Here is a 19,464-nt window from a genome sequence, read left to right as displayed (position 1 = left end):
TAGCGGCTAACCGCGTGCCACAACCCGGCGCAGGATCGCCTTTTCCGTGGCCGGTTTGGCAGACCCGACCGCATAAGCGGCTGAAACAGCAGCGACAGCTTGCTCGGCTGCGGCCTGCGAACGCGCATGGACAAGCGCGATGGCTTCACCCGGGCGTACTTCTGCGCCGACAGGCAAGAGGCGGGTCAGCCCGACGGCATGGTCGACCTTGTCTTCCGGCCGCATGCGACCGCCGCCAAGGGTCACGACGGCAAGCCCGATCGCGCGCGTCGCGATCCCGGTGACAAAACCCTTGCGATCCGCCTTCACTGCAAGTTGCACAGGCGCCTGCGGCAGGTATTTTGTGGCCTTCTCGACAAAATCCGCCGGACCGCCCAGCACCGAGACCATGCGACCGAACACAGCCGCGGCCCGACCGCTGCTCAGTGCCTCCGTGGCGCGCTGCAGCCCGTCCTGGTTGGAGGCAACGACGCCGGCCGATTGCAGCATTTCAGCGGCCAGGGCCAGTGTTACGGTCTCCAGGCGCCTGTCGCGGCTGCGCCCGGTGAGGAAATCGACCGCATTCTGCACCTCGACGGCATTGCCGGCAGCGGAGGCGAGCGGCTCGTTCATGCCAGTCACCAGCGCGCTGGTCTTCAACCCGGCACCATTGGCGACCTCGACCAGGCTGGTTGCAAGCGCGGTCGCGTCGCGCGACTTTTCCATGAAAGCACCGTTGCCGAGCTTCACATCCAGCACCAGGGACTGCAGCCCGGCGGCGAGTTTTTTCGACAGGATGGAAGCCGTGATCAAAGGCACCGATTCCACCGTCGCGGTGACGTCGCGGATGGCATAGAGCCGCTTGTCGGCTGGAGCCAGCTCGCCGGTCTGGCCGATGATCGCCGCGCCCGCCTCCAGCACGGCCTGGCGCAGCAAGCCGAGATCGGGCTGGCTGACATAGCCGGGGATCGAATCCATCTTGTCCAGCGTGCCACCGGTATGACCGAGGCCACGGCCGGAGATCATCGGCACGTAGGCACCACAGGCCGCCACGATCGGCGCCAGCATCAGCGAGACGTTGTCGCCGACCCCGCCAGTCGAGTGCTTGTCGGTCACCGGACCGGGAAGGTCCGACCAGTCGAGCACGTCGCCGGAATCGCGCATGGCCGTGGTCAGGGCCACCGCTTCGTCGCGGTTCATGCCGTTGAAGAAGACAGCCATGGCGAAGGAAGCTGCCTGCCCTTCCGTGACGGTGCCGGAGGTGATGCCGGAAACGAAGGCCGCAATCTCTTCGGCCGACAGCTTCAGCCCGTCACGTTTCCTGCGGATGATTTCCTGAGGCAGCATCTAGAGCAATTCCAGCAAAAGTGCGTAGCGGTTTTGCGTCCGGAATTGCGTCAAAACAAGGAGGAAGAGCATCGAAGGCGATCCTGATTTTCGCCGGAAATGCTCTGCCCTCACCCGTCCAGCAGTCCGTCCCGGAGCAGTTTGTGCAGCACCTTGGCGAGCTTGGCACCGCCGATCGGCGCCATGTCCTTGGTCTCGGTGTGCGACAGCTCGGCGCCGGTCATACCCGCGGCGAGATTGGTGATGACCGAACAGGCGGCCACGCTGAGCCCGAAGAAACGAGCCAGGATCACCTCAGGCACGGTCGACATGCCGACAGCAGTGGCACCCATGATGCGCGCCATGCGGATTTCCGCCGGGGTTTCGAAGGACGGGCCCGAGAACCACATGTAGACACCTTGGTGCAGCCTGGTGCCGGTCGCTTTCGCGGCTCGCTCGATCGCCGCGCGCATGCCGGCGTCATAGGCTTCCGTCAGGCCGACAAAGCGGCGGTCGGTCGGCTCGCCGAACAGCGGGTTGGAGCCTGAGAAATTGATGTGGTCGTTGATCAGCATCACCGATCCGGGCGGCATGTCGGGATCGACGGAACCCGCGGCGTTGGTGAGGATCAGCTTCGTGATACCGATCCCGGCCAATGTCTCGATCACCGGGCGCATGACCGCAGCATCGCCATGCTCGTAATAATGCGCGCGGCCCGCCAGCATCAGCACCGGCTTGCCGGCGAAATGCCCCGCCACCACCGCGCCGGCATGACCGGTCACGCCGCTTTTCGGAAATCCCGGCAGGTCGCCATAGGGGATGCGTATGGCATCCTCGACCTCTTCAACAAGCCCGCCGAGCCCCGACCCCAGCACCAGCGCAACCGTTGGCGCAAGGCCGTCCAGCCGTTCAACGAGGTGATCGATCGCATCCTTCATTTGAGGATATCGCCCCTGAAGCCATAAGGCAGCATGTCACCCATGGTGACGGTTTCGGCCACGCCTGTCTCGTCGCAGAGATAAAGCTTGGTGTCGGGCCGCGTGAATTCGGCCAGCCGCTGGCGGCAGCCGCCGCATGGCGAGCATTTCGCCATGCGTTCTGCGATGACGGCAATCTCCACGATCTTGCCGCCGCCGCCCATGATGTAGTGCCCGAGCGCGGTCGTCTCCGCGCACCAGCCCTCCGGATAGGAAGCCACCTCGATGTTGGCGCCGGCAAAGACCCGCCCGTCTTCGGTGCGAAGCGCTGCCCCGACCGGAAACTTCGAATAGGGCGCGTAGGCCTTGGCCATGGCCGCCTTGGCGGCAAGGTAGAGGTCATGCGACATGGATCAGCGTTCTTTCACGTAAGGCACGCCGCCGGCGCGCGGCGGGATCGCCTTGCCGATGAAACCGGCAAGCAGGATCACGGTCAGGATGTAGGGCAGCGCCTGCATGAGCTGCACCGGCACCTTGCCGATGATCGGCAACGGCGCGCCCTGCAGGCGGATCGCCAGCGCATCGAGGAAGCCGAACAGCAGGCAGGCGAACATGGCGTTGACCGGCCGCCACTTGGCGAAGATCAGCGCGGCGAGCGCGATGTAACCCTTGCCTGCCGTCATGTCCTTCACGAAACCGCCGCTCTGCACCATGGAAAGATAGGCACCGGCGATGGCCGTGAGGATGCCGGTGCAGATCACGGCGCGGTAGCGCAGCCAGGCAACAGAAATACCGGCCGTATCGACCGCGGCCGGGTTCTCGCCGACGGCGCGCAGCCTGAGGCCGAAGCGCGTGCGGAACAGCACCCACCAGGTGAACGGCACCGCAAGGAAGGCGACATAGACCAGCAGCGAATGGCCTGAGATCAGCTCCGAATAGATCGGGCCGATGATCGGGACGTCACGCAGTGCATCGGCTCCGGGAAGCGTGATCGCCTCGAACCGTTCGTTCGGCGCCAGTGCCGGCGTGCGGCCACCCTGCTGGAACCAGGCCTGGCCGAGAATGATGGTGGAACCGGCGGCGACGAAATTGATCGCCAGGCCGGAAACGATCTGGTTGCCGCGATGCGTGATCGAAGCAAAGCCATGCACCAGGGCAAGCGACACCGAAACCAGGATGGCCATGCCGAGGCCGATCCAGGCCGAATGGAAGACCGAGGCTGCAGCGGCGCCCGCAAAGGCGGCCGCCAGCATCTTGCCCTCCAGGCCGATGTCGAAAATACCCGAGCGTTCCGAATAAAGACCGGCGAGGCAGGCCAGAAGCAGCGGCACCGACAGGCGGATGGTGGAGTCCAGCGTCTGGATGATGACGTCGAAGAAACTCATCTCAGGCCCCCTCGCCCTTCACCGCGGCCATGCCGACGGACTTCGGGCTGATCGAAGCGAACAGCGTTTGGATATAGGGCCGGAACATGTGTTCGAGCGCGCCCGCGAACAGGATCACCAGCCCCTGGATGATGACGATCATGTCGCGGCTGATCGCCGGCATCTCGAACGAGAGTTCAGCGCCACCCTGATAGAGCATGCCGAACAGGATGGAGGCGAGGATGATGCCGACCGGGTGCGCGCGCCCCATCAGGGCGACGGCGATGCCGATGAAGCCGGCGCCACCCGCCAGATCGACATAGACGCTGTGCTGGTCGCCCATGATCGCGTTGATCGACATCATGCCTGCCAATGCTCCTGAAATCAGCATGGCGATGATAGTGACGCGCACTTCCGAAATGCCGGCATAACGCGCCGCCTTCTGGCTGAAGCCGAAGGTGCGGATCTCATAACCGAGCTTGGTGCGCCAGATCAGCAGCCAGACCAGATAGGCCATCACCAGTGCCAGCAGGAAGGACACGTTGAACGGCGCGGAACGGATCTTGGCTGTCCCGAACAGTTCGATGATCCAGTTCAACCTGGGCAACTGGGCCCCTGCCTCCAGCATGCGGGTCTTCACCTCCTGTGCCGCCTCCGGCTTCAGGATGTCACGCAGCACATAGATCATCAGGCTCGCCGCGATCATGTTGAACATGATGGTGGTGATGACGATGTGCGAGCCTCGTTTGGCCTGCAGATAGGCGGGCAGGAACGCCCATGCCGCGCCAAACAGGGCGGCGCCGGCGATCGCGAACGGAAACGTGATGTACCAGGGCACGACCCTGTCCAGCGCCAGGCAGACCAGTCCCACGCCGAGGCCGGCGACATAGGCCTGGCCTTCGCCGCCGATGTTGAACAGCCCGGCATGCATGGCCACCGCAACGGCAAGGCCGGTGAAAATGAAATTCGTCGCGTAGAAGAGCGTGTAGGCGATGCCCTGGCCACGGCCGAAGGCTCCTTCCACGAGGATGACCGCCGCCCGGAAAGGATTTTCGCCGACCAGCAGCACGACGAGGCCCGCGACGATGAAGGCCACGGCAAGATTGATCAGTGGGATCAGCCCGTAATCGGCCCAGGCCGGCAGCTTGGCATAAGGCGTGCTCATTCGGCGGCTTCCTTCTGCTCGACGCCGGCCATCAGCAGGCCAAGCTCGCCTTCGCTGGCCTCGGGTCCACGTTCGCCGACGACACGCCCTGCAAACATCACCAGGATACGGTCGGACAGCGAGCGGATCTCGTCGAGTTCGACCGAAACCAGCAACACCGCCTTGCCCTGGTCACGCATGGCGATCAGCCGCTTGTGGATGAACTCGATGGCGCCGACGTCAACGCCGCGTGTCGGCTGGCCGACGATCAGCACGCCGGGGTCCTGCTCGATTTCGCGCGCCAGCACGATCTTCTGCTGGTTGCCGCCCGAGAAATTGGCGGTCTTCAGACGCGGATTGGCGGGGCGGATGTCGTATTTGGCGATCTTGTCCTTGGCATCGGCCATGATGGCATCGACGTCGAGCAACGGTCCTTTGAGATAGCGCTTGTCGTTGTGGTAGCCGAGGATCGAGTTTTCGTTTTCCTCGAAAGCCAGCACAAGGCCGACATGGTGCCGGTCTTCCGGCACATGCGCCAGCCCGCGCTGGCGCAGCTCGCTGGGGTCAGCGGCGCCGGTCAGGTCGATCGGCTTGCCGTCCAGGGTCACGCTGCCCGAAACCGCCTTGCGGATACCCGAGATTGCCTCCAGCAATTCCGACTGCCCGTTGCCGGCCACGCCGGCAATGCCGACGATCTCGCCGGCACGCACGTCGAGCGAAACATCATCAACCATGGTGACGCCCCGCTGGTCCTTCACCACAAGGTTCTTCACCGAAAGCTTGACCTCGCCGGCCTTGGCTTCGCCCTTCTCGACTCGCAGCAGCACGCGCCGGCCAACCATCAGCTCGGCCAGTTCCTCGACGGTCGTCTTCTTGGTTTCGCGCGTCGCCACCATCGTTCCCTGGCGCATGACGGAGACGGAGTCGGTGATCGCCATGATCTCGCGCAGCTTGTGCGTGATCAGCACGATCGTCTTGCCCTGGTCCTTGAGCTGTTTGAGGATACGGAACAGGTGGTCGGCCTCGGCCGGTGTCAGAACGCCGGTCGGCTCGTCCAGGATGAGGATTTCGGCGCCACGGTAGAGCGCCTTGAGGATTTCGACGCGCTGCTGCAGCCCGACAGGCAATTCCTCGATGATGGCGTCGGGGTCCACTTCCAGCCCGTATTCCCGCTCCAGCCGCTCGAGCTCCGAACGCGCCTTGGCGATCGAGGATTTGAGCAGCGCATCGCTCTCGGCACCAAGGATGATGTTCTCGAGCACGGTGAAATTGTCGACCAGCATGAAATGCTGGTGCACCATGCCAATGCCGGTGGCGATTGCATCATTGGATGTCTTGATCGAGGCCGGCTTGCCGTTGACGCGGATCTCGCCGCTGTCGGCCTGGTAAAAGCCGTAGAGGATCGACATCAGCGTCGACTTGCCGGCGCCGTTCTCCCCGACGATGCCGTGGATCGTCCCGCGAGCGACTTCCAGGTTGATGTCGCGATTGGCACGCACGGCGCCAAAACTCTTGTTGATGCCGATCAGCTCGATTGCGGCTTCCGCCATGCGATCGTTCCCATAATTTTTTTATCGTTTGGTCAAATTGACTAGCACGGCCCCCGTCCCCTGCCAATTGGCCGACTATGGCATCCACTCTCGACAAATCCCGGCATGCTTGTCAATTTCGAACACACGGGGCATGCGCCATTGGCAGCCGCTGTAACGCAACTCAAGCCCGCCAAAGCAGGGTCCCCAGGGAAATTGATATGTCCGAAGAACGATTGACGACGCTGGAGATCCACACCGCGGAGCAAGACAAAACTATCGAGGAGCTGTCCGGCCAGATCGCTGAGCAGTGGAAGACGATTGAACGCCTGCAGAAAAAGCTCGACGCGTTGACCAACCGCTTCCTGGCTCTGGAAGAGCAGACCGCACCGGACGTCCCGGTGACCAAGCCACCGCACTGGTAAAGGCACCCGCTTGGCAAGGAGAGCGCAGCGATGACCGGGGAAAGCGACCGTATCGCGCGCGCCAGCGACTATGTGCTCGGGCTCATGAACGAGCGCGATCGCGAACGGGCCGAGCGCGACCTCGAGATCGATCCCGCCTTTCGCAACGCCGTGATCCAGTTGGCGGAGCGCATGCATCTGTTCGACCGCGGCACCACGGACGAGGCCAACCGTCCCTGGCAGGACGTCGCCGCACGCATTGCCGAATTGCCGCAAATGTCGCCGCAGACCAATGCGAAGGCAGGCAACCGGACCATCGGCGCGCCACTTCCGCCAGTCGGAATCGGGCTGCATGCCTTGCCGGGGCGGCTCGCCATCGCGGTGGCTACGGGATTGATCATCGCCTTCGCCTTTGGTTATCTCGCCGGCCGTCTGAGCCTTGGTTGAGACCCAGGCTCAGGGCGTGCCTGATTCCTCCGCCATCGTCGCGGCATCCACCGAGGGCTCCCACAATTCGATCGGATTGCCTTCCGGATCATGGATACGCGCAAAGCGGCCGACTTCCGAATCCCACTCTTCGCGCGTTTCGACCGCGATGCCTGCCGCCTTCAGGCCGGCAATCATGCCGTCCAGGTCGTCGACACGAAAGTTGATCAACCATTGCTGCTCGGCACGGCCAAAATAGTCGGTATCCTCAGCGAATGGAGTGAACACGGTGAGGCCTGCATCCTGGCGCCATACGGTCTTGGCGATATCATCGATGCCGAGATGACGTTCGTACCACTCGGCCAGCAACTTCGGGTCACGGGCACGGAAGAACATGCCGCCGATACCGGTTACCTTTGCCATGCCGTGTCTCCCTTGCAGCATCGCCCTGCAACGACTTTAGCATGTAAGAGATTACTTGAAGACGCCTCGATAGCCGGCTTTTCGAAGCGTGCTAAAATTTCCGTTGCATCAGCACCAGCGGTGCTCCGTCGATGACCATCCGTTCGACGGCGATCCAGCCGAGCCTGACGTAGAGCGCCTCCGCGGCATCGGTATAGAGATAGAGATCTTTGCAGCGGACCGACCGGGCGTGCTCCTCGACAGCTTCGATCAGCATGCGGCCAAGCCCGCGCCCACGATAGGGTTCCGCGACGACCAATCCAGCAAGCCATGGGGAAACATCGTGCAACGGCTCGAATTCCTCGCGCACGAACAGGCACGAGCCGGCCAGTTCGCCGTCGATCTCGGCAACGAGCCCGGCCTCGAAGCCGTCGCCCTCGACCAGGCTGGCCAGCGCGACAACATCCGCTTCCTGCGTGTGCCCGCCTTCGGCGAAGAAGGTGGCATGGCGCAACGCCGCCAGCGGCACGAGATCGGAATGCCGCATCATGCGGATGACGATGGACATGGAAGTCTCCTGAACGAGATGAGCCACCTGCCTGCACCCTCGCAACCCGACAAGACTCCAATCGCGCGGCGTCGGTAGACCAGGTTCGCCGGCAAAAAAAGAACCGCCGGGCTCTCGCCCGGCGGTTCGTCATTTCCTGCTCAAAAGCAGATCAGTACGGGCACTTGTTATCGCTGGAATAGTCGTGCACTTCGATCTTGCCGGCGATGATCTCTTCCTTGGCCTTGTCGGCGGCCGCCTTCATGTCGGCGGTGATGAGATCCTTGTTGTTGTCGTCCATGGCATAGTCGACCCCGCCTTCCTTGAGGCCGAGATTGTTGATGCCGCCGGTGAACTTGCCGTCCTTAGCATCCATGAATGCGCTGTAGACGGCAACGTCGACGCGCTTCAGCATCGAGGTCAGCACCTTGCCCGGCTGCAGGCCGTTCTGGTTGGAATCGACGCCGATGCCGAGCTTGCCGGCATCCGCGGCGGCCTGCAGCACACCAACACCGGTGCCACCGGCTGCGGCGTAGATCACGTCGGCGCCCTGGTCCATCTGGGTCTTGGCGATTTCACCGCCCTTGGCCGGATCATTCCAGGCAGCCGGCGTGTCGCCGGTCATATTGTAGATGACGTCGGTCGCGCCGCTGGCCTTGGCGCCGCCGACATAACCGCAGCCGAACTTGCGGATCAGCGGAATGTCCATGCCGCCGATGAAGCCGACCTTCTTGGTCTTGGAGGCCATCGCGCCGAGCAGGCCGACGATGTAGGAGCCTTCCTGCTCCTTGAACTTCAGCGAGCGCACGTTCGGCAGGTCGACCTGATCGTCGATGATGGCGAACTTCAGCTCCGGATATTCCTTGGCCACCTTGGTCAGCGAATCGACCCAGGAGAAACCGGCCATGACGATCGGGCTGCGGCCGTCTTCAGCGAAGCGGCGAAGCGCCTGTTCGCGCTGCGAGGCGTTCGAGACTTCGAATTCGACATAAGCGACGCCGCTCTCCTTCTTGAACTTCTCGGCGCCATTGTAGGCAGCCTCGTTGAAGGATTTGTCGAACTTGCCGCCGAGATCATAAAGCAGCGCCGGCTTGATGTCTTCGGCCATTGCCGGGAAGGCCAGCGCGGTTGCGGCCAGAAGGCCGAGAACGATACGTTTCATAGGATCCACACCCCTGAGGTTTATTTTTCCAGTCTGCCGCAAGTCCGGGTTTCCGGCCCGGCTTGCGACGTCCGGCAGGAGCTGTTCCCTCCCGCTCAAGCTTTATCTTGCACGGCTAGGGACAAAATTCACGTGGAATTTTGACCCTTTGGAAAAAGCATGGCGCCGAAGCGGCGCCATGGAAAACCGTTTCTGAAGAGGACGCTAGCGGCAGCCAAAACCGACCTTCACCGCCTGTTGCCCATTCTCAGGCCGTCGCGGCAGCCGGAATGGCACAGCTCACCCCGGTACCCTTCAGCCCGCAATAGCCGTAAGGGTTCTTCGCCAGATACTGCTGGTGATCCTCCTCGGCGAAGTAGAACTCAGGCGCCGGCGCGATCTCGGTCGTGATCTTGTCGCGGCCGGCAGCACGCAACGAAGCCTGATAGGCATCGCGCGAGGCGATCGCGGCCTGCTGCTGGGCATCCGAGAACGTGTAGATGGCGGAACGATAGGTCGTGCCGACATCATTGCCCTGGCGCATGCCCTGGGTGGGATCATGCGCCTCCCAGAATATCTTCAGCAGATCCGCGTAGGAGACGACCTTCGGGTCGAACACCACCAGCACGACTTCGGCATGCCCGGTGAGTCCGGTGCAGGTTTCCTGATAGGTCGGGTTGGGCGTGATGCCACCGGCGTAACCGACGGCCGTTACCCACACACCTTCGGTCTGCCAGAACAGTCGTTCCGCACCCCAGAAGCAGCCGAGGCCAAACAGCGCCGTCTCCAGCCCATCGGGATAGGGGGCCTTCAGCGGCCGCTTCGAGACATAGTGTTTCGAGGCCGTCGGGATCGGCCGCTCGCGGCCGGGCAACGCCTCTTCGGGTTTCGGCAGATTGATCTTCTTGTTCAACATGTCACTGAGGAAAAACATGAGATGTCTCCCTGTTTCGTCGACTTCTAATTCGTCGCGGACACCGGAATGTTACGTGTTGACCGCGAAGTTTCCTGCACGCCGCTGCCTGCGGTAACCAATGGCATAGAGCAGGAAGGCCAGCACCGCGAACAGCACGAAGCCCGGCAGGTCGAGCGCCTTGTCGATCACCGAGTCCCAGGCAACGGCGCCCGCCTTCTCGCGCACAAACGCTTCCGTCCGGGCCAATGTATCGGGCGAAACCGCACTCCAGCTCACCTTAAGCGGGGTCATCACCAGATGCGAGGCCGCAACCGTGCGCGTGGCGTCGAGCACGGCCATGATGACTGCGATCGCCAATGCCACCATGGCGGCAAGCCTGAACAGGAAACGGAACATGCAGGCCTTTCCAGCGTCTGTTTCGCCCTTACAGATATGGCGTGAGGCCGACCCACGCAATCGGCGTTTGGCCGATAAAAGCATGTTCGCGTCCATTGAGCTGTTCTCGGGATGCCTCGCGGTGACATTTCATCCAGAGCGGTACCCCTCCTGCAATCCAGCTCCGGAGACGGCGAACCGGCGACCTCAGAAAGAAAGCATGAAGAAGCGCCAGGAATACTGCCGATATGACTTGGCATTCGCTGCCGGATCGACTAGATGAGCCCCGCACCCGAAGCTTCGACGGCTCAGGGCGCAGGAACGGATTGGCCATCGGTCGAGGCAATCCCGCGCGAACCACGGTTCGGTTTCAGCAAGGGACGCGCTCCCGAAGACCGGCGCGGCAAAACCGGCCGCGACAGCGCAAGCGACGGAGAGGTGGCCGAGTGGTTGAAGGCGCACGCCTGGAAAGTGTGTATACGGGAAACCGTATCGCGGGTTCGAATCCCGCTCTCTCCGCCAGCCAAACCAATTGGAATCCAGCAACTCTATCGCGGCTTGCGCAGGCTGAGTAGCAGCTCGATGAGCTATGACTGTCCGTGCGAGGAGGAAAGCCGTAGCGCGTCCTCAACTCTACGCGAGCCGAACCACTTCAGGTCACTCAGCCATCCGACCAGAGATGGTCCTCGCCGAGAGGCTCTCGCGGATCGGCAAATCGACTGCTTTGTTCCGGAGGACTGCCAACCTCCTCGAGGCTCGCCACAGCGTTCTGCAGGCCAGCCGGAAGGCGCATCTGCTTCAGTTCCTTGGCCGACGCAAACGCCCAGGCAAGGAGCGCGGCATCCGAAATCGCCCATTGCGCTTGCGCGCCAGCCGGGCCTGAAGCAGTGAGACGGGACTCCATGGCGTCCGGTTGCCGCAGGAAGCCCGTTTCATGCGCGCGAATGAATGATGCAGAAGGGACAAAGGCAGCCGTGCTCAGCGGACGCACATTGTCGGCGACAGCAGGCCGGAATGTCGGGATGGGCGCGCCAATCGCCGCGAGGTCAGCAAATGACGGCTCCGAGGTAGCCATGCCGCCGGCGATCTGCAAGGCGGCAGCCTCCAGTGCGCGGCTCTTGCGGGTTGGCAGCATGGCGGTGAGCAGCGTGCCTCTGGACTGCGACGCGTCATCTGTGGACTTCGGTTTTCCTGCGGCGCTGGCGACTATGGCAGACCCAGCCTTTATGCGCTGCCTGTAGTCCGCCATCGCCAGGTCATAGGCTGGCAGCGCCCTGCCATCGGCGGGCAGATGCAGTGTCCGACCATTCGGGAAAATGCGCGCGAGTTCCTGGCGCGACATGCGCGGCCAGGCGCGCACGTTCCCCACGTCGAGATGGACGAAGGGCGATCCTGATGTCGGATAGTAGCCGACGCCGCCGATCTGCAACTGCATGGCGATCTCCCGCAGCCGCGAAAGCTTGACGCCGGGAATATAGAAATCCATCGCCTTGCCCAGCGTATGCTGGCTGTTCTTTGCGACCCCGCTGCCGCGAGAGCGGCCGCGCAGCATGTTGTTGGTGGCCGGCGAGCGATAGGCCGAGACGATGTTGATGTAGTCCCTGGCTCCGGCGCGCTGATAAACTTCCCAGACCAGGTCGAGCAGCCGCGGGTCCATGCGAGCAGGCTCGTTGCGACGCCAGTCGCGCAGAAGGCGATTGACCCGTGCAAGCCCTTTCGCGTCGTACCTGCCATCACGTTTATAGATGATCGTCTCGCGTTCACCGGTATGAGTGAAGAACAGCTTGAGCGAACGGACCTCCGCGAAGGCTATCGAAGCGGCAGAGATCAAGGCAAATGTGGCGACCGCGGCGATCACGCTTGCCCGTGCAGCAGCGCGCATGGCCTTTCCAAGCTTCTTTCGAACCAGACCTGGCAAGACATGAGCCCGATGCAAGGGCAATGAACACTCGAACACAACACGTTCCGATCAAACAAATACGGTCATCGACTGGAAGACGGCGCCTGAGGCCCCGCCGGAAGTTATGGTCAATGAAGCGTTAACAAGCGGTTGATGCCCTGCGGCGAGTTTGTCGCTCAAGCGTGGCATGACAGGCCGCTACAAGCGCGGAACCACCGCAGGCACCAGAGCCGGCCGGCGTGCGTGCAAGCTTTTCACAGATCTTTGAAGTGCTTGCTCAAGAACCGCGAGCCTGCCAGGCCAAACCGCCATGGCTTGTCGGCGGCCTTCGAAATCCCGATCCGGGTCCCGACGATGATCGGACTTTGACACTGGGGCGGTGAGACGGATATCCTCGCGTCCGACAGCGACATTCCGTTGAAGGATCCGTCCACGCCCAGGGCCATCGCAAGGCGGCCAGGCCCGGAACAAAGCAGGCGATGGTCCGACAAGCCGCGGCGCTCAACCATCCGATCCAAGCCATGAACAGGTTCAAGCGCTCTGATCAGCACAGCACTTGCGTGTTGGCATACGAAATTCAAGCACCAATGCAGGCCGTAGGAGCGGTAGACGTAGATGCGGCCTGGAGGCCCGAACATGACGGCGTTGCGCGGTGTTTCTCCAATGAAGCTATGTGAGGCCGGGTCATCCGGGGAATAGGCTTCGGTTTCCACGATCACCCCGCCCACGCCATCAACGCAAAACTCGCAGCCGATGAGTTCGGCGGCGACCTGCTCGGATGCGCGATCCCAGAAGCCTGGAAAATCATCAGCCTCCAGCGAGACGGCTTTTTTGTCTGGGATCATGCGATCTGCTCGAACCAACATTCACGGGGTCTTGTCGGGCTTCCAGCGTAACAGCCTCGTACCGTGGCGGAAGCCCTGCTACATAATGAAACCGAACCTCGACACCCAGCGTTGGCTTCAGCGGCTCCCAGATATCGACCTCACACGGGTCGCTATAGAACAACGCGTCGAAAGTGAGCGTCCCCTGCGCCGGTTCCATCTAGAGGCGTACGGTTGGTACCGTGTTTTGCATGCGTCCCATCAGCTTAGCGCTGCGCATTGTGGATCAGGCCTGCGGCCTTGTGAGCAATCGCCATGGCCGGCGCGTTGGTGTTGGCGCTGACGATCGTGGGCATCACCGAACAGTCGATCACATACAGTCTCTCCAGTCCGTGCACCGACATGGAGAGCGGATCGACGACGGTGAACGGATCGCTGTCAGGGCCCATCCGACAGGTGCCGACCGGATGATAGTTCGTCTTGACCATCCGTTTGGCGTGGCCCCGCAGAAGCTCGTCGTCAGTGACCATATCACCTGGAACGATCTCGTCTTCGAGCAGGCCGGCGAGCGGCGAGTGACGTGCAAAGGAACGCGCCAGCTTCAGCCCCTTGATGATCGTTTCCATGTCATGCGGGTCGCGCAGGAAACCGCCATCGATGAACGGCATGTCATCTGGCTTGTTCGAACGCAGCATGACCTTGCCACGCGAGCGTGGCCGCAGCAGGCAGCAGGTCATCGTCAGGCCATCGCAAGGCTCGACGTCGGAAATGTCACGATCCACATAGACGGTTGGAACGCAATAGATCTTGATCGTTGCATCGGCTTCGGCATCGTCGGGATTGACGAAAGCGCAGGCCTCGACGCCGATCGACGTAACCGGACCGGACCCGAACAGCAGGTATTGCAGCCCGTTGCGGATCATGCGCCAGCCACGATCTTCGCCAAAATAGCCATAGCTGCCGTTGCTCCTGAAGATGACCGGCACCTCGCAATGATCTTGCAGATTGAGCCCGACACCAGGCAGATCGCAAATCGGCGCAATATCCTGCGACCGCAGCTGGTCGGCGGCACCAATCCCCGAAAGCATCAGCAGCTTTGGCGTGATGTAGGTGCCGGCGGCAAGGATGACACCGCAATCGGCATGAACACGTTCGACGTGCCCGTTGTGGCGAAACTCGACGCCCTTGGCTTGGCCGGCCTCGACCAGGACCCTGTCCACCTTGATTTGTGTACGCAGTTCCAGCCCTGGGTTGCTCCACACCCGTGACAGGAATGCATCGACAGCGCTGCAGCGACGACGATCCGGCCCGATCGTCGATTGCATGTAGCCGACACCGCGCGGCCTTCCACCATTGAAATCAGGAGTGAATATCTCTCCGGCATTCTGAACAGCTGCCACGAAGGCGTCGGTCATCGCACAGCGATGGAAGGGCGCCGACACGTTGAGCGGACCGGCATTGCCGTGAGCGGGAGCGCCAAGATGGTCGTTGTTCTCCAAGGCCCTGAAGTGCGCAAGCATGTCGGCCCACGACCAGTCGTGACCGGTGCCCATCATGGCGGCCCAGCTGTCATAGTCGGCGGCCTGCCCACGCATGTAGACCATGGCATTGACCGAGGAACCACCCCCCAGCACCCTCGCCTGTGGCACAATGGTGCTTCGTCCATCCAGTTGCGGCTGCGGCATCATGTGGTGCATATCGAGATAGGTGTCGCGCCCCAGATACTTCATGTATCCGGCAGGCATGTGCATGATCGGGCTCATGCGTCGCCCGCCCGCCTCGAGGAGGAGGACGCTGGCGCCGAACTCTTCGACCAGGCGCCAGGCTGCCACGCAACCAGAGCTACCACCCCCGACGATGATATAGTCATAGCGCTTCATGGGTTGGGCTCAGGCCGGACGCAGCCGCTTTTCAGTTGCCGTGTCGAAGAAAAAGAGGCGGCTGCGGTTGAGTTTAAGAAAAACGGTCTCGCCGATGCTCACCTTCCGGCCTGCGTCTGCCACTGCGCAGAAGAGGTCGTCACCGGCCTTGATCGAAACCAGGATGTTTTGGCCGACGAACTCCGTTGCAAAGACCGAGGAGACCATGTCGGCGCTCTCCGGATACGCCACGAGGGCGACATCGTCGGGGCGGATTCCCATCGTGACATTGCCACCGATCGATGCCGGGAGTCCTGCCACTTCAAATCCGACACCACGGAAGATCCCGCCTGACATCGTCCCGCGCAACAGATTCATCGGTGGCGAGCCGATGAATGCGGCGACGAACAGTTCGGAAGGATCGTTGTAGATGTTTTCCGGCGTGTCGAGCTGAACGATGCGACCGCCATGCATGACGGCAACGCGCGTTGCCAGCGTCATGGCCTCGATCTGGTCATGCGTGACATAGATCGTGGTCGTCTTCATTTCGTGATGCAGATGCTTGAGCTCCGCGCGCATCGAAACACGCAGCTTCGCGTCGAGATTGGACAGGGGCTCATCAAGCATGAACAGGCGTGGGGTGCGCACGATCGCCCGGGCCAGCGCGACACGCTGGCGTTGCCCACCCGACAGAGCGCGAGGCTTGCGGTCCAGCAGTTCTTCCAGATGGACCCTGCGGGCGGCCGACCTGACGCGCTCGTGCCTCGCATCGCCCGGAACTTTGCGCAGCCGCAACGGATAGCCGATGTTGTCGGCCACGCTCATGTGTGGATAGAGCCCGTAATTCTGGAACACCATGGCAATGTCGCGCTCACGCGCCAACTTGCCCACGACCGACTGGCCGCCGATGCGTATATCGCCGGACGTCGCATCCTCAAGGCCTGCAATCATGCGCATCGTGGTGGTCTTCCCGCAGCCGGAAGGACCAAGCAACACCAGGAATTCCTCATCTCTCACATGAAGATCGAGATTGCGGATGACCTGCACCGCGCCCCAGCTCTTTCCCACATTGGACAGTTCGACGTCGACCAAATGTCCTCTCCCTCATTTCGCCTTGACCACCAATAACTCCGATAATATGAGTATTCAAGTAGCGAGTTGCACTCGTTGCCCGGCATGGCCGGTTCGTTGGGAGGATGTGATGGACAACATAAAAACACCGACGGGAGGACTGCACCTTGCGATCGACCGTCGTTCGTTCCTGCGCGCGACCTCGATACTGGCTGCGGGCAGCACAATCATGCTCCGCTCCGGGCTTCCGGTGCACGCACAGGAAAACAGTGCCGAATTGCTCAAGCTCTATGCAGACGCAAAAGTCGACTGGCAGAAACACAAGGGACAGACGATCGTTCTGGGCGGCCTGGAACACCCCTGGATGAACGCGGTCGTGCCGCTTATCCCTCTTTTCACGCAATTGACCGGCATTGAAGTAAAGGTCGAGAAGCAATCCGAAACGGAATTCTCCGCTTCCATGCCCGTGAAACTGGGCAGTGGCAGCGCCACGCCGGATGTCTTCATGATCTGGGCGCTTGGCCAGGCAATTTCGGCCAAATGGTTGCAGCCGCTCGACGCGTTCCGAAGCAAAGCATCCCTGTTCGACGCGGCCTGGTACGACGAGCCTGACATCTTCTCATCCGCCCGCAGCTTCGAAAAATGGAGCGACGGCGCATCCTATGGGCTCGCCATCACTGCCGAGGCGCAGACCTTGTTCATGAACAGATCCATGCTGGACTCGAAGGGCCTCTCCGCTCCGACATCGATGGACGAACTGCTCAAGCTCGCCGTTGCGTTGAAGAGCGACGAGGTAGGCGGCATAGCCATGCGGGCAAAGCCCACAGGCGACGCTGCCCCCTGGACGCTGGCCGGCTTCGTTTTCTCCTATGGCGGCGCCTATGTGACCAGGGACGGCAAATCCGGCCTTGCAATGCCGGAATCCATCGCCGGGCTCGAGATGTATGGCAAGCTGCTTCGTGAGGCAGGACCAGTCGGAATCGCCAGCTATCACTGGATGGAATGCCTGAACGACTTCATGCAAGGGGCGGTGGCGATCGGCTGCGATTCTTCGAACTTCGCAACCGATATCGAAGACAAGGCGAAAAGCACGGTTGCCGGAAACACGCTGTTCGGTGTCCTGCCGGCACCTGCGGGCAAGTCGGCCAAACCCAATATGTGGCACTGGATGGCTGGCATAAACGCAAAGTCCGTGAACAAGGATGCGGCGTGGCTTTTCCTGATGTGGGCGACATCCAAACCCACCTCGACCTTGGCCGCCGCTGCTGGTTTGGCGACGCCCCGCAGCTCTGCCTGGCAGACATCCGCCTTTCGTGATCGCTTCGGCGCTCAAGCCGCGGACGCCGCGCTGAAGAACCTGCAGGCTGCCGACGGCGATCTGTTCAAGGCTGCCTGGTTCCACCCGAAGGCCCCTGAAATCCTCGATGCGATTGGTATCGCGGTGAACGAGGTCGTAACCGGCAGCAAGGACGCGGCCAGCGCTTTTGGCGATGCCGATGGCAAGGTTCGCCAGGCTCTCGGGATGTGAGGTCGGTCGCTTGCACGAGAAATCGACAGAGAAGGGTCGCGCCGCAATGGGCGCGACCATTAGAATGAAGGCGTGATCTGGAAATGAATACGCGAACGCGTTTCATCGTTCTCATGCTGGCGCCGGCGACAGTGCTGTTGTTCGGCCTCACCATCTTTCCCTTCATTGCGTCCGTCGCAATGAGCCTCAGCAACTATTCTCTGGTGACGCCGGACACTCTGGCGTTCACGGGGCTGCAGAACTACGTCAAACTCCTGCAGGCGGAAGAATTCTGGGCTGCGCTGCGCGCAACGGCGTTGTTCACCATCCTTGCGGTCGCAATCCAGCTCGCGCTCGGTGTGGCGATCGCCGCAATCCTGCACCATGAAACGCGAGCCGTCCCGCTCCTGCGGGCGATCTATCTCCTCCCGATGGCAATCACGCCTGTCGCAGCCGTCTTCACCTTCCGCATGATGTTCAACCCCTCGCTGGGTGTTTTCAACCACCTGTTGAAGCTCGCCGGTCTGCCACCTCAGGACTGGCTCGGCACCCCGGCAATGGCCATGACGTCGCTGCTGATCGTCGACACCTGGCAGTGGGCGCCCTTCATCCTTCTGATCGCGGCAGGTGGGCTGGCGGCAATGGACGAAGAGCCACTGCAGGCGGCGAGGATGGATGGCGCGACCGAGCTTCAGGTGTTCTTCCATCATACGCTGCCAGCGCTTGTCCCCTATTTGGGTGTCGCCATCGTCTTTCGTGCCATCGACGCGTTCAAGACCTTCGACATCATCTTCGTGCTGACGGGTGGAGGGCCGGGCATTGCGACCAGAACGCTCAACCTGCTGGCCTACAAGCAGGGCGTCGAATTTCTCTCGATGGGTTACGCAGCTGCCATCGCGATCGTCATGCTGGTCATCACCATCGTCGCCGCACAGCTCTTCCTTCGTCGCATGCGCCTCTTCGTGCCGAGGGCGGTACTGTGAGAGCGCTGCGAAATTCGACATCCCTGGCGCGCCGCCTGGCATTGTGGGCTTTTGCCCTCTGGTGCCTGTTTCCGATCTACTGGCTGGCGATGATGTCCCTGAAGACAGAAGTCGACGCCATGGCACGCAGGCCGAAATTCCTGTTCGCGCCGATCTTCGACAACTACCTCAAGGTTCTTTCCGATCCGGCGATCTGGACCTACTTCGCCAACAGCGCAATCGTGGCCCTCGCCTCGACGGCGCTGGCCTTGCTGATCGGCCTTCCGGCCGCTTACGTGCTGGCGCGGTACCGCTTTCGCGCCAATGCCGACTATGGCTTCTGGATCCTGACCACCCGCATGACGCCGCCGGTCGCCGTGCTGATCCCGTTCTTCGTGATGTATGTGAAACTGGGCCTCATCGGCACTCATGCCGGCCTCATCGTCGCCCACGTGGCAATCAACCTGTCCATCGTCGTCTGGCTGATGAAAGGCTTCTTCGAAGACCTCCCCGGTGAACTGGAGGAGGCCGCTGCCATCGACGGCGCAACATATTTCCAGGCCTTCGCCCATATATGCCTTCCTGTCGTTCTGCCGGGGATTGCTGCCGTGGCGATCCTGGCATTCCTGTTTTCCTGGAACGAGTTCCTTTTTGCACTGGTCCTCGGTGGAAACGATGTGCGGACCGTTCCCCTCGGTCTCTATGCGTTTGTCGGCTACCAGCAGGTGCGTTGGGGTGAACTGTCCGCCGCTTCCATCGTGTTGCTGGTGCCTGTGCTGCTGTTCGTCCTGGTCTTCCAGAAGCAGCTCATCCGTGGCCTGACCATGGGCGCCGTCAAGTGAGCTCCGGTCGCATGCAGGTAAGATTGGAG

20 protein-coding genes and 1 tRNA gene are annotated in these 19,464 nt (G+C 61.9%); 6 read left to right on the top strand and 15 right to left on the bottom strand.

The window, feature by feature from the left end:
* Positions 1-6: 6 nt before the first annotated feature.
* The 6 genes from deoA to C1M53_RS17450 all read right to left on the bottom strand — a co-directional run bounded on the left by deoA (position 7) and on the right by C1M53_RS17450 (position 6,280).
* Positions 7-1,326, bottom strand: coding sequence for a thymidine phosphorylase (deoA, locus tag C1M53_RS17475; protein ID WP_129413388.1), 1,320 nt, complete (start codon positions 1,324-1,326; stop codon positions 7-9).
* 110 nt (positions 1,327-1,436) lie between these two features.
* Positions 1,437-2,243, bottom strand: a complete 807-nt coding sequence (locus C1M53_RS17470) for a purine-nucleoside phosphorylase (protein WP_129413387.1) — start codon at positions 2,241-2,243, stop codon at positions 1,437-1,439.
* A complete protein-coding gene (gene cdd, locus C1M53_RS17465) occupies positions 2,240-2,632 on the bottom strand; it encodes a cytidine deaminase (RefSeq protein ID WP_129413386.1) in 393 nt (130 codons plus the stop codon). Before cdd ends, C1M53_RS17470 begins: the two co-directional genes overlap by 4 nt.
* A gap of 3 nt (positions 2,633-2,635) precedes the next feature.
* A complete protein-coding gene (locus tag C1M53_RS17460) occupies positions 2,636-3,607 on the bottom strand; it encodes an ABC transporter permease (RefSeq protein WP_129413385.1) in 972 nt (323 codons plus the stop codon).
* Position 3,608: 1 nt separating this feature from the next.
* Positions 3,609-4,751: an ABC transporter permease gene (locus tag C1M53_RS17455; protein ID WP_129413384.1), complete on the bottom strand. Its 1,143-nt coding sequence runs from the start codon at positions 4,749-4,751 to the stop codon at positions 3,609-3,611.
* Positions 4,748-6,280: an ABC transporter ATP-binding protein gene (locus tag C1M53_RS17450; RefSeq protein ID WP_129413383.1), complete on the bottom strand. Its 1,533-nt coding sequence runs from the start codon at positions 6,278-6,280 to the stop codon at positions 4,748-4,750. Before C1M53_RS17450 ends, C1M53_RS17455 begins: the two co-directional genes overlap by 4 nt.
* 200 nt (positions 6,281-6,480) lie before the next feature.
* Here C1M53_RS17450 and C1M53_RS17445 point away from each other — a divergent pair, with 200 nt between their 5' ends.
* Positions 6,481-6,684 carry a SlyX family protein gene (locus C1M53_RS17445; RefSeq protein ID WP_186307129.1) on the top strand — a complete coding sequence of 68 codons (204 nt, stop codon included), beginning with the start codon at positions 6,481-6,483 and terminating at the stop codon, positions 6,682-6,684.
* 30 nt (positions 6,685-6,714) lie between these two features.
* Complete coding sequence (locus C1M53_RS17440) at positions 6,715-7,110, top strand: hypothetical protein (RefSeq protein WP_129413382.1); 396 nt, start codon at positions 6,715-6,717, stop codon at positions 7,108-7,110.
* 9 nt (positions 7,111-7,119) lie between these two features.
* On the opposite strand, the gene C1M53_RS17435 is transcribed toward C1M53_RS17440, so the two are convergent.
* The 5 genes from C1M53_RS17435 to C1M53_RS17415 all read right to left on the bottom strand — a co-directional run bounded on the left by C1M53_RS17435 (position 7,120) and on the right by C1M53_RS17415 (position 10,491).
* Complete coding sequence (locus C1M53_RS17435; RefSeq protein ID WP_129413381.1) at positions 7,120-7,512, bottom strand: VOC family protein; 393 nt, start codon at positions 7,510-7,512, stop codon at positions 7,120-7,122.
* Positions 7,513-7,603: 91 nt separating this feature from the next.
* Positions 7,604-8,059, bottom strand: a complete 456-nt coding sequence (locus C1M53_RS17430; protein WP_129413380.1) for a GNAT family N-acetyltransferase — start codon at positions 8,057-8,059, stop codon at positions 7,604-7,606.
* A 151-nt stretch (positions 8,060-8,210) separates the two neighbouring features.
* Positions 8,211-9,200 carry a BMP family ABC transporter substrate-binding protein gene (locus C1M53_RS17425; RefSeq protein ID WP_129413379.1) on the bottom strand — a complete coding sequence of 330 codons (990 nt, stop codon included), beginning with the start codon at positions 9,198-9,200 and terminating at the stop codon, positions 8,211-8,213.
* Between the two features lie 247 nt (positions 9,201-9,447).
* A complete protein-coding gene (msrA, locus tag C1M53_RS17420; RefSeq protein ID WP_129413378.1) occupies positions 9,448-10,113 on the bottom strand; it encodes a peptide-methionine (S)-S-oxide reductase MsrA in 666 nt (221 codons plus the stop codon).
* Between the two features lie 51 nt (positions 10,114-10,164).
* On the bottom strand, positions 10,165-10,491 hold the full coding sequence (locus tag C1M53_RS17415) for a hypothetical protein (RefSeq protein ID WP_129413377.1): 327 nt from the start codon (positions 10,489-10,491) through the stop codon (positions 10,165-10,167).
* A gap of 411 nt (positions 10,492-10,902) precedes the next feature.
* Between C1M53_RS17415 and C1M53_RS17410 the strand changes: the two genes are divergently transcribed.
* A tRNA-Ser gene (locus tag C1M53_RS17410) sits at positions 10,903-10,992 on the top strand.
* 139 nt (positions 10,993-11,131) lie between these two features.
* Here C1M53_RS17410 and C1M53_RS17405 read toward each other — a convergent pair.
* The 4 genes from C1M53_RS17405 to C1M53_RS17390 all read right to left on the bottom strand — a co-directional run bounded on the left by C1M53_RS17405 (position 11,132) and on the right by C1M53_RS17390 (position 16,145).
* Positions 11,132-12,352 carry a DUF882 domain-containing protein gene (locus tag C1M53_RS17405; RefSeq protein WP_129413376.1) on the bottom strand — a complete coding sequence of 407 codons (1,221 nt, stop codon included), beginning with the start codon at positions 12,350-12,352 and terminating at the stop codon, positions 11,132-11,134.
* Positions 12,353-12,624: 272 nt separating this feature from the next.
* The gene (locus tag C1M53_RS17400; RefSeq protein ID WP_129413375.1) at positions 12,625-13,215 is read right to left on the bottom strand and encodes a DNA-3-methyladenine glycosylase; all 591 of its coding nucleotides are present in this window, start codon (positions 13,213-13,215) and stop codon (positions 12,625-12,627) included.
* Between the two features lie 245 nt (positions 13,216-13,460).
* Positions 13,461-15,074 carry a GMC family oxidoreductase N-terminal domain-containing protein gene (locus tag C1M53_RS17395; protein ID WP_129413374.1) on the bottom strand — a complete coding sequence of 538 codons (1,614 nt, stop codon included), beginning with the start codon at positions 15,072-15,074 and terminating at the stop codon, positions 13,461-13,463.
* 9 nt (positions 15,075-15,083) lie between these two features.
* Positions 15,084-16,145, bottom strand: a complete 1,062-nt coding sequence (locus tag C1M53_RS17390; protein ID WP_129413373.1) for an ABC transporter ATP-binding protein — start codon at positions 16,143-16,145, stop codon at positions 15,084-15,086.
* A 109-nt stretch (positions 16,146-16,254) separates the two neighbouring features.
* On the opposite strand from C1M53_RS17390, the gene C1M53_RS17385 reads away from it, so the two are divergent.
* The 3 genes from C1M53_RS17385 to C1M53_RS17375 all read left to right on the top strand — a co-directional run bounded on the left by C1M53_RS17385 (position 16,255) and on the right by C1M53_RS17375 (position 19,435).
* Entirely contained in the window at positions 16,255-17,652 is a 1,398-nt protein-coding gene (locus tag C1M53_RS17385; protein WP_165358173.1) for an extracellular solute-binding protein, read from the top strand.
* Between the two features lie 83 nt (positions 17,653-17,735).
* The gene (locus tag C1M53_RS17380) at positions 17,736-18,614 is read left to right on the top strand and encodes a sugar ABC transporter permease (RefSeq protein ID WP_129413371.1); all 879 of its coding nucleotides are present in this window, start codon (positions 17,736-17,738) and stop codon (positions 18,612-18,614) included.
* Positions 18,611-19,435, top strand: coding sequence for a carbohydrate ABC transporter permease (locus C1M53_RS17375; protein ID WP_245488185.1), 825 nt, complete (start codon positions 18,611-18,613; stop codon positions 19,433-19,435). The genes C1M53_RS17380 and C1M53_RS17375 overlap by 4 nt, the downstream gene beginning before the upstream one ends.
* Positions 19,436-19,464 lie beyond the last annotated feature (29 nt).

The organism is Mesorhizobium sp. Pch-S, assembly GCF_004136315.1.
Taxonomy (GTDB): domain Bacteria; phylum Pseudomonadota; class Alphaproteobacteria; order Rhizobiales; family Rhizobiaceae; genus Mesorhizobium.
This window is presented reverse-complemented; position numbering and strand designations above follow the sequence as displayed.